Source organism: Rathayibacter sp. VKM Ac-2857 (assembly GCF_013205025.1).
GTDB lineage: Bacteria > Actinomycetota > Actinomycetes > Actinomycetales > Microbacteriaceae > Rathayibacter.
The window spans coordinates 249,189-261,662 of sequence record NZ_JABMLE010000004.1 but is presented as its reverse complement, the minus strand read 5'-3'; the positions used below and the strand labels follow the sequence as shown (position 1 = coordinate 261,662).

Here is a 12,474-nt window from a genome sequence, read left to right as displayed (position 1 = left end):
CTACGCGCGCGCCTTCGGGTTGGCCTTCGCGCCGTCGACGCCGTAGCCCAGACGGGCCAGGATCACGCCGACGAGCAGGCCGACCACGACGAGGCCGGCGGACAGCCAGACGACGAGGGGCTGGTCGAACCAGAAGGCGATCGTGCCGACCGTGAAGCCGACCAGCATGATGACGACGGCCGTCCACGCTGCGGGCGAGTGGCCGTGGTTGTCGTCGTCGTGCTCGGTGCTCATGGCTCTCCTCCTGGACGTGCGTGGGAACCAGAGCAGTCTAGCGGCTCGGGGGCGAAGGGCTCCGCCGCCGGGCGGGGTCTGCGGAGGGCGTGCTCAGCGGGCGGAGGTCGGGTCGTCGCCGCGGGACAGCTCGTCCCAGGAGACGACGGGATCGATGTCGCCGTCGTCCGTCTGCAAGGTGGTCGCGCCGTGACCGTAGCCGTCGGCGGGCTCGAACCGGGAGGCGCGCTTCTTCTTCGCTCCCGGCCAGCGCCGGACCGTCACGAGCACGAAGACGCCGATCACGGCGGTCAGCACCCCGGCGACCAGGGCGACGACCGGCCAGGCGGTCGAGGAGGACGACTCGACGAGCGCCGCGACCGACTCCCGGCCCGCGATCGCGGTCGCATCGGTGACCAGTGACGAGCCCGCGCGGACGGGATCGGCGAGCGCGGTCGAGGCGGCCAGGACGACGGAGCCGCCGAGGACGATCTGCAGCAGCCCGAGCACGATGCGGAACGCGGGACCGGCGATCGCAAGTGCGGCCGCGAGCGCGAGCCCGGCCAGCGCGAGGGCCGACAGCGCCGGCGCCGCGACGGTGCCCGCCACAGAGAGGGCGCGGCCGTCGCCGACGCCCGGGGTGAGCACGAGGGTCGCCCAGGGCTGCGTGGACGAGGTGAGCTCGAGCGCGGCGAGCAGCACGATCCCGAGGATCGCGGAGTACTTCAGCCGCCGGCCGCTCACGCCGTGGGCCCGAGGTCCGTCACCGGCTGGAGCGGATCCACGTCGAAGCAGGAGTGCTCGCCGGTGTGGCAGGCGGCGCCGATCTGCTCGACCTGCACGAGCAGCGTGTCGGCGTCGCAGTCGAGCGCGGCCCCGCGGACGTACTGGGCGTGTCCGGAGGTGTCGCCCTTCCGCCAGTACTCCTGGCGCGAGCGCGACCAGAAGGTCACCCGGCCCTCGGTCAGCGTGCGGCGCAGCGCCTCGCGGTCCATCCAGCCGAGCATCAGCACCTCGCCGGTGTCGTGCTGCTGGATGACGGCGGGCAGGAGGCCGCTCGCGTCGAAGGTCGCGCGGTCGAGGACCGCGGTGAGGTCGTCCGGAACGGTCGTGTCGGTGCTCATCGGCGGATCTCGATCCCGGAGTCGTCGAGGGCGCGCTTGACGTCGCCGATCGTCAGCTCGCGATTGTGGAAGACGGAGGCGGCGAGCACCGCGTCGGCGCCCGCCTCGATGGCGGGGGCGAAGTGCTCGAGGGCGCCGGCGCCGCCCGAGGCGATCACCGGAACGGTGCTGAGCTCGCGCATCGCACCGATCAGCGGCAGGTCGAAGCCCTGCTTGGTGCCGTCGGCGTCGATGGAGTTGACCAGCAGCTCGCCGGCCCCGCGCTCGACGGCCTCGGCCGCCCAGGCGAGCGCGTCGAGGGTCGTCTCACGGCGACCGCCGTGGGTGGTGACGACGAAGCCCGAGGGCGTGGCGTCACTCCGCTTGACGTCGAGGGAGAGGACCAGCACCTGCGCGCCGAAGACGTCGGCGATCTCGCCGATCAGCTCGGGGCGGGCGATGGCGGCGGAGTTGACTCCGACCTTGTCCGCGCCGTGCGCGAGCAGGCGCGAGACGTCCTCGACGGAGCGCACTCCCCCGCCGACGGTGAGCGGGATGAAGACCTGCTCGGCGGTCGCGCGGACGACCTCGTAGGTGGTGGAGCGGTCGTCGACGGTGGCGGTGACGTCGAGGAAGGTCAGCTCGTCGGCGCCCTGCTCGAAGTAGAGGCGGGCGAGCTCGACCGGGTCGCCGGCGTCGCGCAGGTTCTGGAAGTTGACGCCCTTGACGACGCGGCCGGCGGCCACGTCGAGGCACGGGATGACGCGGACGGCGAGACTCATCGCTCCCCCTCCTAGAGGCGTGCGGCGTGGATCGAGGTGACCAGGATCGCGCGGGCGCCGAGGTCGTACAGGCGGTCCATCACCTGGTTCATGTCGGCGCGCGGCACCATCACGCGCACGGCGACCCACTCGGGGTCGTGCAGCGGCGAGACGGTCGGCGACTCGAAGCCGGGCGCGAGCGCGGTGGCGGTCTCGAGCAGGGCGACGGGGCAGTCGTAGTCGAGCAGCACGTACTCGCGGGCGACGAGCACGCCCTGGAGGCGGCGCAGCAGGACCGGGATTCCCTCCGGCTCGCCCGCGCCGGAGACGAGGACGGCCGTGGACTTCAGGATGACCGGGCCGAAGATCTCCAGGCCCGCCTTCCGCAGCGTGGTGCCGGTCTCGACGACGTCGGCGATCACGTCGGCGACGCCGAGCTGGATGGCCGACTCGACCGCGCCGTCCAAGCGGATGAGGGTGACCTCGACGCCGTGCTCGCGCAGGAAGCGGCCGACGAGACCGGGGTAGCTGGTCGCGACGCGGAGGCCGTCGATCTGCTGCAGCTCGGTGTAGCGGCCGGCCGGACCGGCGAAGCGGAAGGTCGAGTCGGCGAAGCCGAGGCTGGCGATCTCGCGCGCCTCGGAGCCGGAGTCGATCAGCAGGTCGCGGCCGGTGACGCCGACGTCCAGCGCGCCGGAGCCGACGTAGGTGGCGATGTCGCGCGGGCGGAGGTAGAAGAACTCGACGCCGTTGCGCTCGTCGACGACGTGCAGCTCCTTGGGATCGCGGCGGCCGGTGTAGCCGGCCTCGGCCAGCATCTGGCCGGCGGTCTCGGAGAGCGAGCCCTTGTTCGGGACGGCGACGCGCAGGAGCGCGGGCGGGGCGGTGGTGCCGGTGGTGTCAGGAGTGGTGCGGGTGGTCGTGGTCACGACGGGACGTCCTCTGGAGGTCGAGGGTGATTCGGTGAGCGGAGGCGCGACGGCGCCTCGGAGAGCGTGGGAGCGCGCGGCCACGTGGCGGCGGCGCACTCCGGCGATCGGGGGGATGCTCACAGATGTCGGTAGACGTCGGCCGTCGTCAGGCCCTTCGCGAGCATCAGCACCTGCAGGTGGTAGAGCAGCTGCGAGATCTCCTCGGCCGTGCGCTCGTCGCCCTCGTACTCGGCGGCCATCCACACCTCGGCGGCCTCCTCGACGATCTTCTTGCCGATGAAGTGCACACCGGCGTCGAGCTCGCGGACCGTGCCCGAACCCTCGGGACGCGCGGCGGCCTTCTCGCCCAGCTCAGCGAAGAGGTCGTCGAAAGTTTTCACCGGGGAAGTCTATACGCGGCGGCGGACCGGCGAGGGCGGCCGGGTCAGTGGCGGTGCAGGAGGGAGGACGCGGTGTCGCGGAGCGCGGCGATGGCCGCCTCCGGGTCGTCGGCGCCGAACACGGCGGAGCCGGCGACGAAGGTGTCGGCACCCGCCTCGGCGGCGATCTCGATCGTGCCGGGGGCGATGCCGCCGTCGACCTGGAGCCAGACGTCGAGGCCGATGCGGTCGACGACCTCGCGCAGCGCGTGCAGCTTCGGCATCGTCTCCGCCATGAAGGACTGGCCGCCGAAGCCGGGCTCGACCGTCATCACGAGCACCTGGTCGAACTCGGGCAGCAGGTCGAGGTAGTCGTCGACCGGCGTGCCGGGCTTGAGCGCGACGCCGGCGCGCGCGCCGATCTCGCGCAGCCGGCGGGCCAGGGCCACGGCGTCGCGTGCGGCCTCGGCGTGGAAGGTGACGGAGTAGGCGCCCGTCTCGGCGTAGCCGGGGGCCCAGCGGTCGGGGTCGTCGATCATCAGGTGCACGTCGAGCGGGCGCGGCGACACCTCCTGCAGGCGCTGCACCATCGGCAGGCCGAAGGTGAGGTTCGGCACGAAGTGGTTGTCCATCACGTCGACGTGCACGAGATCCGCTCCGGCGATCCGCTGCAGCTCGGCCTCGAAGTTGACGAAGTCGGCGGACAGGATGCTGGGGTTGATCCGTGCGGGCATGCTCCCCAGCCTAGGCGCGGCGACCGGGCCGTCAGGCCGGGCTGCGGCGCAGCAGCTGGATGAACATCGCGTCGGTCCCGTGCCGGTGCGGCCAGAGCTGCGCGTGCAGCGCGCCCTCGGCGAGCGGCAGCGGCTCGCGGGTGATGCCGCGGAGGACCGCCGGGGTGTCGACGAGCTCGAAGCCGTCGGGGTGGCGTTCCGCGGCGAGGGCGAGCACGCGCTTCGTCTCGCCGAGGTGCGGCGAGCAGGTGACGTAGGCGAGCAGGCCGCCGGGCGCGAGCGCGGCGAGGGCGGAGTCGAGCAGCTCGCCCTGCAGAGTCGCGAGCGGGGCGACGTCGTCGGCGGTCTTCCGCCAGCGCGCCTCCGGTCGGCGGCGGAGGGCGCCGAGCCCGGTGCACGGGGCGTCGAGGAGGATGCGGTCGAACGCGCCCGGCTGCTCCTCGCCGAGCGTGCGCCCGTCGCCGGTGCGGACCTCGACGGACGGGTCCACGGCGGCGAGGGCCTGGCGGACCAGCCCGGCCCGCGCGGGGACGACCTCGTTGGCCAGCAGCGTCGCGCCGCCCGCGCGCGCCTCGGCGGCCAGCAGCGCCGCCTTGCCGCCGGGACCGGCGCAGAGATCGAGCCAGCGCTCGCCGTCGCGGACGGGCTCGGCGCGGGAGAGCGCGAGCGCGGCCAGCTGCGAGCCCTCGTCCTGGACGCGGACCCGCCCCTCGTGCACGGGCGCGATCGCCTCGGGGTCGCCGCCGGTGCTGACGAGGCCGACCGGCGAGTAGCGGTCGGGCGCGGCGTCGGGCAGCTCGGCGGCCTCAGCGAGACCGGGCAGGGCGACGAGGTTCACCCGCGGCGCCGCGTTGTCGGCGGCGAGCAGCGCCTCGAGCTCGTCGGCGGCGCCCTCCGCGGCGAGGGCGCGGCGCAGGGCTTTGACGATCCAGACCGGGTGCGAGGTCGTCGCGGCGATGCGGTCGTCGCCGGAGGTCGCGGCGGCGGCGACGCGCTCCTGCCACTCCTCCGCGCTCGAGCGGGTGACCGAGCGCAGCACCGCGTTCGCGAAGGCGACAACGCCGCGGGAGGAGCCGCCCGCGACCAGCGCGACGCTCTCGTTGACCGCGGCGTGCGCGGCGACGCGGGTGCCGAGCAGCTGGTGCACGCCGAGCCGGAGCGCGTCGAGCACCGGGGCGTCGACGGTCTCGACGGCGCGGCCGGCGGCGAGGGCGATCACCCGGTCGTAGTAGCCGGAGAGGCGGAGGGTGCCGTAGCAGAGCTCGGTCGCCAGGCCCGCGTCGGCCGGCGACAGCTCGGCGGCGCGGATCCGCGCGGGCAGCACGAGGTTGGCGTAGGCGTCGCCGCCGCTGACCGCGAGCAGCACGTCGTAGGCGACCTGGCGGGCCGGCGCGACGCGGGTGCGGCCGCTCACGCGAGCACCGTGCTCTCGCGCAGGCCCCGGGCCCAGGCGGCACCGGGCATCGGGGTCTTGCCGGCGGGCTGCACCGAGACCAGCTCGACGGCGCCGTCGCCCGTGCCGACCAGCGCGCGGCCGGCGGAGAGGAGGACGGCGCCGGGGAGCACAGCGCCGGGCGCGAGGGGAGCGTCCGTGAGCGCCTCATCGACGGCGAGCACCTTGAGCCGTGCGTCGCCGACCGCCGTCGACGCTCCGGGCTCGGGAGTGACGCCGCGGACCAGCGCGAGGATCCGCGCGGTCGGCAGCGACCAGTCGATCCGGCCGTCGGTCACGTCGAGCTTGGGCGCGAGGGTCACCTCGCCCGACTGCGGCACGGCCACCGCGGTGCCGGCGGCGAGCCCGTCGACGACCTCGCCGGTCAGCCCGGCGCCGCGCTCGGCGAGCACCTCGAGCAGCTCGCCGGCCGAGCGCCCGGCGACCTCCTCCTCGATCTCGGCGAAGACGTCGCCCGCGTCGAGCTCGGCGACCAGCTGGAAGACGGCCGCACCGATCCGCTCCTCCCCCGCCATCAGCGCGCGCTGGACCGGTGCCGCCCCGCGCCAGCGCGGCAGCAGCGAGAAGTGCAGGTTGATCCAGCCGAGGCGCGGCACCGCCAGCAGCCGGGCGCGGACGAGGCCGCCGTACGCGACGATCACGCCGAGGTCGGGCTCGAGGGCCGCGATCCGGTCGGTGACCTCCTCGTCGAGGCGGTTCGCTTTGAGCACCGGCAGGCCGAGCTCCTCGGCGACCGCGGCGACCGGCGAGGGCGTGAGCACGCGCTTCCGGCCGACGGGGGCGTCGGCGCGGGTGACCACCGCCACGATCTCGTGCTCGGAGGCGGCGAGGGCGCGCAGGGTCGGGACGGCGGCGGCCGGCGTGCCGGCGAAGACGAGGCGCACGAGGAGCTCCTGAGCGTGGGGATCGAGCGGAGAACGGGTCCGGGGGGACGGGTCTAGAGGATGTCGGGGTCGTCCAGCCGGACGCGCAGCTTCGGCGCCGGCCGGAAGCGGCCCGGCGTGGTGGGCGGCCGGCGGCGGCGGGTCGCGTTGCGGATCACGGCGGACCGGAGGCGGGCGGCGACCTCCGCCCCGCGAGCGTAGTCGAAGCGCACGATCGCCCGGACGGAGCCGTCCTCGAGCCCCACCGGGCCGAGCACCTCGTGGCGGTCGGCCTCGTCCAACGCGTCGAGCGCCTCCGTCACCGCGTGGGCGTCGCCGCTCACGGTCGCAAGCCGGACGGCGGGCGGGAAGCGCAGCTCGCGCCGCTCGATCAGCTCGGCGCGGAGGTACTCGTCCTGGCGCCAGGTCGCGAGTGCCGTCGCGAGGCGCCCGGCGACGCCGACCAGAAGCACGGGAGCGCCGGGGCGGGCCAGCGCGGCCGCGTTCGACCAGGTGCGCAGGGCGTCGTCGGCGACGCGCAGGCTCTCGCGCGCGAGCATCCGCTCGCCGTCGAGCAGCAGGACGGCGTGGTAGCCGCCGTCGGCCCGGGGCTCACCGCCGCGGGTGGCGACGACGAGCGCGGGCGTGCCGGGCACGGTGAGGATCGGGTGGGCGCCGTCCGCGACGACGACCTTGACGCCCGGGAAGGCCCGGCCGAGCTCCTCCGCCGTCCGCCCAGCGCCGAGGCTCACCAGGCGCAGCGCCGTCGCCTCGCAGACCGAGCAGTGCCAGTCGGCGGCGATCAGACCGCACCAGCCGCAGCTCGGCCGCGCCCCCGCCGCGTGCACGGCGAGCGGACCCTGGCAGCGGTTGCAGCGCGCCACGGTGCGGCAGCGCGCGCAGGCGACGACCGGTGCGTAGCCGGGGCGGGCGACCTGGACGAGCACGGGACCCGAGTCGAGGGCGAGCCTGGCCTGCCGCCAGGCGGTCGACGGGATGCGCGCGGCCTGGTCGTGCTCGTCGGCGGCCGTCTGCTGCGCGGTCGGCACGACGTGCGGGCGCCGGGAGGGCCGGGGCTGCACCGGAGCGGCGAAGCCCAGGCCGACCAGCCGCTCCACCTCGACCGTGCGGGTGTTGCCGAGCAGGACCAGCCCGGCGCCGCTCTGCTCCTGCCGGACGAGCGCCACGTCTCGAGCGTGCGCGTAGGGCGCGAGCGGCTCGGCGAAGAGCGGATCGCCGTCGTCCCAGAGCGCGATCAGTCCGAGCGCCGACGACGGCGCGTAGAGCACGGAGCGGTTGCCGACGATCACCCGCGGGCCCGGCGTGAGGCAGCGCAGGAACGCGGCGTACCGGCCCGCGCCCTTCTGCCGGGCATCGAGGCGGACGACCGCGTCCTCGGGGACGTGCTCGGCGAGGGCCTGCTCGAGCTGCTCCTGGTCGCGGTAGTCCGGCACCGCGAGGATCGTGTCGCGGCCGGCCGCGAGCGCGGTGCGGGCGAGCTCGGCGAGCGTCACCGCCCAGCCGCCGACCCAGGCTCCGGAGGCGAGCTGCACCGGCGCGGGCACCGCGTTCACGGCGAGGCGACCGCCGTCGAGGAGGCCGTCGAACGTCTCCGCGGGGTAGCCGGTCACCGCGCCGGGCACGGTGCCGTTCGCGACCGGCTCGGCCGGGGCGGAGTCCGCGTCCGCCTCGGCCGGAAGGGCGTCCGCATCCGCCTCGGAGGGGACGGCGGCCGCGTCCGCCTCGGCGAGGGCCGCGAGGTGCGCCCGCTCGACCCGCACGTGGCGCCGCGGCACCGCGAGGCGCAGCACGTCGCTCGCTCCCCCTGCGGCGCGGTCGGCGACCCGCCGTGCGAGCGCCCAGACCTCGGGGGTCAGCACGACGAGCGGCGAGACGAGCTCCTCGAGCTCGCTCAGCGCCCCCGCGTGCTCGGAGCCCTCGCCGACCTCGACGACGAACGCGTCGGCGATCCGTCCGCCGGTGCGCAGCGGCACCCGCACCCGGACACCCGGCCGCACGCCCTCGCTCAGCGCCTCGGGGATCGCGTAGTCGAGCAGCCGATCCAGCTGCGGGAGCGGCGAGTCGAGGAGCACGCGCGCGACGCGCCCCTCCGGACCGGTCACCGCCTCCCCCGCCGCGTCGGCGCCTACGAGAGACCCGCGGCGGAGCGGAGGTCGTCGACGCGGTCGAGGCGCTCCCAGGTGAAGTCGGGCAGCTCGCGGCCGAAGTGCCCGTAGACCGAGGTCTGCGAGTAGATCGGGCGGAGCAGGTCGAGCGCGTGGATGATCGCGGCGGGACGGAGGTCGAAGACCGAGCGGATCGCCTCGGTGATCTGCTCGTCGGGCAGCGTGCCGGTGCCGAACGTCTCGACGTAGAGGCCGACCGGGGCGGCCTTGCCGATCGCGTAGGCGACCTGCACCTCCATCCGGCGGGCGAGCCCCGCGGCGACCGCGTTCTTCGCGACCCAGCGCATGGCGTAGGCGGCCGAGCGGTCGACCTTCGACGGGTCCTTGCCCGAGAAGGCGCCGCCGCCGTGGCGGGCGGCTCCGCCGTAGGTGTCGACGATGATCTTGCGGCCGGTGAGCCCGGCGTCACCCTGCGGGCCGCCGATCTCGAAGCGGCCGGAGGGGTTGATCAGCAGGCGCACCGCGGAGGAGTCGAGGTCGACGCGCTCGAGGACGGGGCGGATCACGTGCTCCTCGATGTCCGCGTGGATCGTGGCGGTGCTGACGTGCTCGGCGTGCTGGGTGGAGAGGACGACCGTGTCGATCGTCGCCGGCGTCGTGCCGTCGTAGCCGATGGTGACCTGCGTCTTGCCGTCGGGCCGGAGGTAGTCCAGCTCGCCGGTCTTGCGGACCTCGGCCAGGCGCTCCGCGAGGCGGTGCGAGAGCCAGCTCGGCAGCGGCATGTACTCGGGGGTCTCGTCGGTGGCGAAGCCGAACATCAGGCCCTGGTCGCCCGCGCCCTGGCGGTCGAACACGTCGTCGTCGGAGGCGTCGCCGCGCACCTCGAGAGCCGTGTCGACGCCCGCGGCGATCTCGGGCGACTGCTGCCCGATCGAGACGGAGACGCCGCAGGAGCGGCCGTCGAAGCCCTTGAGCGAGGAGTCGTAGCCGATCTCGACGATGGTGTCGCGCACTATCGCGGGGATCTCGACGTAGCCCGAGGTGGAGACCTCGCCGGCGACGTGCACGAGGCCCGTGGTGACGAGCGTCTCGACGGCGACGCGGCTGCGCGGGTCCTCACGCAGGAGCGCGTCGAGGATGCGGTCCGAGATCTGGTCGCAGATCTTGTCGGGGTGACCCTCGGTCACGGACTCGGAGGTGAACAGGCGGAGGGGGCCGGAGGTCATGTCGAGCGTCTCATTCCGTAGGGCGCGGCAGCCGGAGCTGTCTCGATCCGGTGCAGTCCCGCACCGGGCTCGCCCTCTCACCGGGGGCGGACCGGGCCAGGGAGGCGCCCTAGCGCGCGACCACGTCGAGGACGCGATCGGCGACCGACGCCTTGCTGCCGGAAGCCTCGATCACTATATCTCCGGCCCGATCGAGGACCACGACGGTGTTGCTGTCGCTCTGGAAACCCTCGGCCCAGCCGACCCTGTTGAGGACGAGCAGATCGCAGCCCTTGCGGGCGATCTTGGCGCGGCCGAGCGCGAGCATCGCGTCCCGGTCGGGCTCGGTCTCGGCGGCGAAGCCGACGATCAGCTGCCCGTCGGTCTTGGCGGCGGAGATCTCGGCGAGGACGTCCGGGTTCTTCACGAGCTCGAGGACGAGGCGGTCGCCCTGCTGCTCCTTCTTGATCTTCGCCTCGGAGACGTCGGCCGGACGGTAGTCGGCGACGGCCGCGGCCATGATCACGATGTCGGCGTCGCGGGCGGCGGCCAGCGCCGTCTCGCGCAGCTCGAGCGCGGTCCCGACGGGGACCACCTCGACGCCGCCGGGCGCCTCGATGTCGAGGTTCGCGGCGAGGAGGGTGACCCTCGCTCCGCGCGCGGCCGCGGCGACCGCGAGCGCGACGCCCTGCCGGCCGCTGGAGCGGTTGCCGACGAAGCGGACCGGATCGAGCGGCTCGCGGGTGCCGCCGGCGGTGACGAGGACGCGCAGGCCCTCGAGGTCGCGCCGGGCGGCGGTGGCGCGCGCGTGGACGGCGAGGGCCTCGGCGACGATCGTCGCGGGCTCCTCCATCCGGCCGGCCCCCGAGTCGGCGCCGGTGAGCTGGCCGACGGCGGGACCGACGACGTGGACGCCGCGGGAGCGGAGGGTCGCCGTGTTGGCGACCGTGGCCGCGTTCGCCCACATCTCGGTGTGCATCGCCGGAGCGACCACGACCGGAGCGGTGCTCGCGAGCACGGTGTTGCCGAGCAGGTCGTCGGCGAGGCCGGTGGCGAGCTTGGCCAGGGTGTGCGCCGTCGCCGGGGCGATCACGATGAGGTCGGCCGCCTGGCCGATCGCCACGTGCCGCACCTCGGCGACGCCCTCGTAGAGCTCGGTATGCACCGCGTTGCGCGAGATGGCCTCGAGCGTCGGCTTCCCGACGAAGCGCAGCGCCGCCTCGGTGGCCACGACGTGGACGTCGTGGCCCTCGAGGACCAGCGCGCGGACGACCCCGACCGCCTTGTAGGCGGCGATGCCGCCGGTGATCCCGACGACGACGTTCAGCCGTGCGGCCCGTCTCGATGACCGCATGTCGCGGAGCGCCCCCGGTCGGGACTACTCGTCGAGGGGCTCGGCGACCGGACGGGCGACGAGCTTGTCCTCGTTGATCTCGTGCAGGGCGACCGAGAGCGGCTTGTCGTCGATGGTCGAGTCGACCAGCGGGCCGACGTTGTCGAACAGGCTGCCCTCGTGCAGGTCGGCGTAGTAGTCGTTGATCTGGCGCGCGCGCTTGGAGGCGAAGATGACGAGCGCGTACTTCGAGTCGACCTTCGAGAGCAGCTCGTCGATGGGCGGGTCGATGATGCCGAGGTTGTTGGCCATGGTGTCTCCTAGCGTGGCGCGAAGCGCCGATCTGCGGCTCCGGAGCGGCACGGCGCGCGATCACCGGCGAGGGCGATCAGGGCGTCGGCCCGGAGGTGGTCGGTGGTCTCGGTCTCAGCGGCCCGGATCGGCGGGCGTGCTGTCGGCACGAGGCGACATCAATTCTACGACCTCGCGGGCCGCTTCGGGCACGGTGCTGTTCACGACGCAGAAATCGAACTCGTCCTGCGCGGCCAGCTCGACCTTCGCGGTGGCGAGCCGGCGCTCCTGCTCCTCGGGGCTCTCGGTGCCGCGGCCGACCAGGCGGCGCACCAGCTCCTCCCAGCTCGGCGGCAGCAGGAAGACCAGCCGGGCGTCGCTCATCCGCTCGCGGACCTGCCGCGCGCCCTGGATGTCGATCTCGAGCATGACCTGACGGCCGGCGGCGAGGGCGGCGTCGATCGGGCCGCGGGGCGTTCCGTAGCGGTAGGCGTTGTGCACCGTGGCGTACTCGAGGAACTCCCCTGCCTCGACCATGCGGTCGAACTCCGCGTCGTCGACGAAGTAGTAGCTGACGCCCTCGACCTCGCCGGGGCGCGGGGCGCGGGTGGTCGCCGAGACCGAGAGCAGCACCTCGGGGTAGTTCTCGCGGATGTAGGTGGAGACGGTGCCCTTGCCGACCGCGGTCGGCCCGGCCAGCACGACGAGCCGGTTGCGCTCGCCGCGGCGCTGACGCGACTCGCGCTCCTCCAGGAACGCGCCGAGGCCCTCGACCTGGCGGCGGCCGAGGCCGCCCAGGCGCTTGGACGGCGCGATGCCGAGCTGCTCCATCACCCGCGGGGTCTTGACCACGCCGAGGGCGGGCACCGCGCGCAGCAGCTCGCTGACGCGCATCCGCCCCTCGACACCGGTCGGGTCCTCCTGCGCGGCGGCGAGCACGGCCGTGGCGGGGCGATCGCCGGCGGCGACGCCCTTCTTCACCTGGGCGCGGGCGCGGCGGGCGGCGATCGCGGCCTCGGAGGCGGCGCGGCGGTCGACCGCGGGCGGGGCGGGGCGGCGCGCGCCGGACGGCGCCTCGGCGGCGGGATCGATCGGGCTGAC

Annotated in this window: 14 protein-coding genes; all 14 read right to left on the bottom strand. The window is 74.6% G+C overall.

Annotated elements, in window-relative coordinates:
* The gene (locus HQQ86_RS18115; protein WP_173289721.1) at positions 1–234 is read right to left on the bottom strand and encodes a DUF6704 family protein; all 234 of its coding nucleotides are present in this window, start codon (positions 232–234) and stop codon (positions 1–3) included.
* A gap of 93 nt (positions 235–327) precedes the next feature.
* The gene (locus HQQ86_RS18110) at positions 328–957 is read right to left on the bottom strand and encodes a Trp biosynthesis-associated membrane protein (protein ID WP_173289719.1); all 630 of its coding nucleotides are present in this window, start codon (positions 955–957) and stop codon (positions 328–330) included.
* Positions 954–1,337: a phosphoribosyl-AMP cyclohydrolase gene (gene hisI, locus HQQ86_RS18105; RefSeq protein WP_173289717.1), complete on the bottom strand. Its 384-nt coding sequence runs from the start codon at positions 1,335–1,337 to the stop codon at positions 954–956. The genes HQQ86_RS18110 and hisI overlap by 4 nt, the downstream gene beginning before the upstream one ends.
* Positions 1,334–2,098 carry an imidazole glycerol phosphate synthase subunit HisF gene (hisF, locus tag HQQ86_RS18100; protein ID WP_173289715.1) on the bottom strand — a complete coding sequence of 255 codons (765 nt, stop codon included), beginning with the start codon at positions 2,096–2,098 and terminating at the stop codon, positions 1,334–1,336. The genes hisI and hisF overlap by 4 nt, the downstream gene beginning before the upstream one ends.
* Positions 2,099–2,109: 11 nt before the next feature.
* Complete coding sequence (hisG, locus tag HQQ86_RS18095) at positions 2,110–3,006, bottom strand: ATP phosphoribosyltransferase (RefSeq protein ID WP_173289713.1); 897 nt, start codon at positions 3,004–3,006, stop codon at positions 2,110–2,112.
* Positions 3,007–3,125: 119 nt separating this feature from the next.
* On the bottom strand, positions 3,126–3,389 hold the full coding sequence (locus tag HQQ86_RS18090) for a phosphoribosyl-ATP diphosphatase (protein WP_055791842.1): 264 nt from the start codon (positions 3,387–3,389) through the stop codon (positions 3,126–3,128).
* A 44-nt stretch (positions 3,390–3,433) separates the two neighbouring features.
* The gene (gene rpe, locus HQQ86_RS18085) at positions 3,434–4,102 is read right to left on the bottom strand and encodes a ribulose-phosphate 3-epimerase (RefSeq protein ID WP_173289711.1); all 669 of its coding nucleotides are present in this window, start codon (positions 4,100–4,102) and stop codon (positions 3,434–3,436) included.
* Between the two features lie 31 nt (positions 4,103–4,133).
* On the bottom strand, positions 4,134–5,516 hold the full coding sequence (locus HQQ86_RS18080; protein WP_367948721.1) for an RsmB/NOP family class I SAM-dependent RNA methyltransferase: 1,383 nt from the start codon (positions 5,514–5,516) through the stop codon (positions 4,134–4,136).
* The gene (locus HQQ86_RS18075; protein WP_173289709.1) at positions 5,513–6,439 is read right to left on the bottom strand and encodes a methionyl-tRNA formyltransferase; all 927 of its coding nucleotides are present in this window, start codon (positions 6,437–6,439) and stop codon (positions 5,513–5,515) included. Before HQQ86_RS18075 ends, HQQ86_RS18080 begins: the two co-directional genes overlap by 4 nt.
* A gap of 53 nt (positions 6,440–6,492) precedes the next feature.
* Positions 6,493–8,541 (bottom strand): primosomal protein N', encoded by a 2,049-nt coding sequence (locus HQQ86_RS18070; RefSeq protein ID WP_173289707.1) that lies wholly within the window; start codon positions 8,539–8,541, stop codon positions 6,493–6,495.
* Between the two features lie 23 nt (positions 8,542–8,564).
* Positions 8,565–9,770 (bottom strand): methionine adenosyltransferase, encoded by a 1,206-nt coding sequence (metK, locus tag HQQ86_RS18065; RefSeq protein ID WP_173289705.1) that lies wholly within the window; start codon positions 9,768–9,770, stop codon positions 8,565–8,567.
* A 109-nt stretch (positions 9,771–9,879) separates the two neighbouring features.
* Positions 9,880–11,076, bottom strand: a complete 1,197-nt coding sequence (gene coaBC, locus HQQ86_RS18060; RefSeq protein ID WP_173290418.1) for a bifunctional phosphopantothenoylcysteine decarboxylase/phosphopantothenate--cysteine ligase CoaBC — start codon at positions 11,074–11,076, stop codon at positions 9,880–9,882.
* 51 nt (positions 11,077–11,127) lie between these two features.
* Entirely contained in the window at positions 11,128–11,394 is a 267-nt protein-coding gene (gene rpoZ / locus HQQ86_RS18055; protein ID WP_123446225.1) for a DNA-directed RNA polymerase subunit omega, read from the bottom strand.
* Between the two features lie 114 nt (positions 11,395–11,508).
* Positions 11,509–12,465 carry a guanylate kinase gene (gene gmk, locus HQQ86_RS18050; RefSeq protein WP_173290416.1) on the bottom strand — a complete coding sequence of 319 codons (957 nt, stop codon included), beginning with the start codon at positions 12,463–12,465 and terminating at the stop codon, positions 11,509–11,511.
* Between the last annotated feature and the right edge of the window lie 9 nt (positions 12,466–12,474).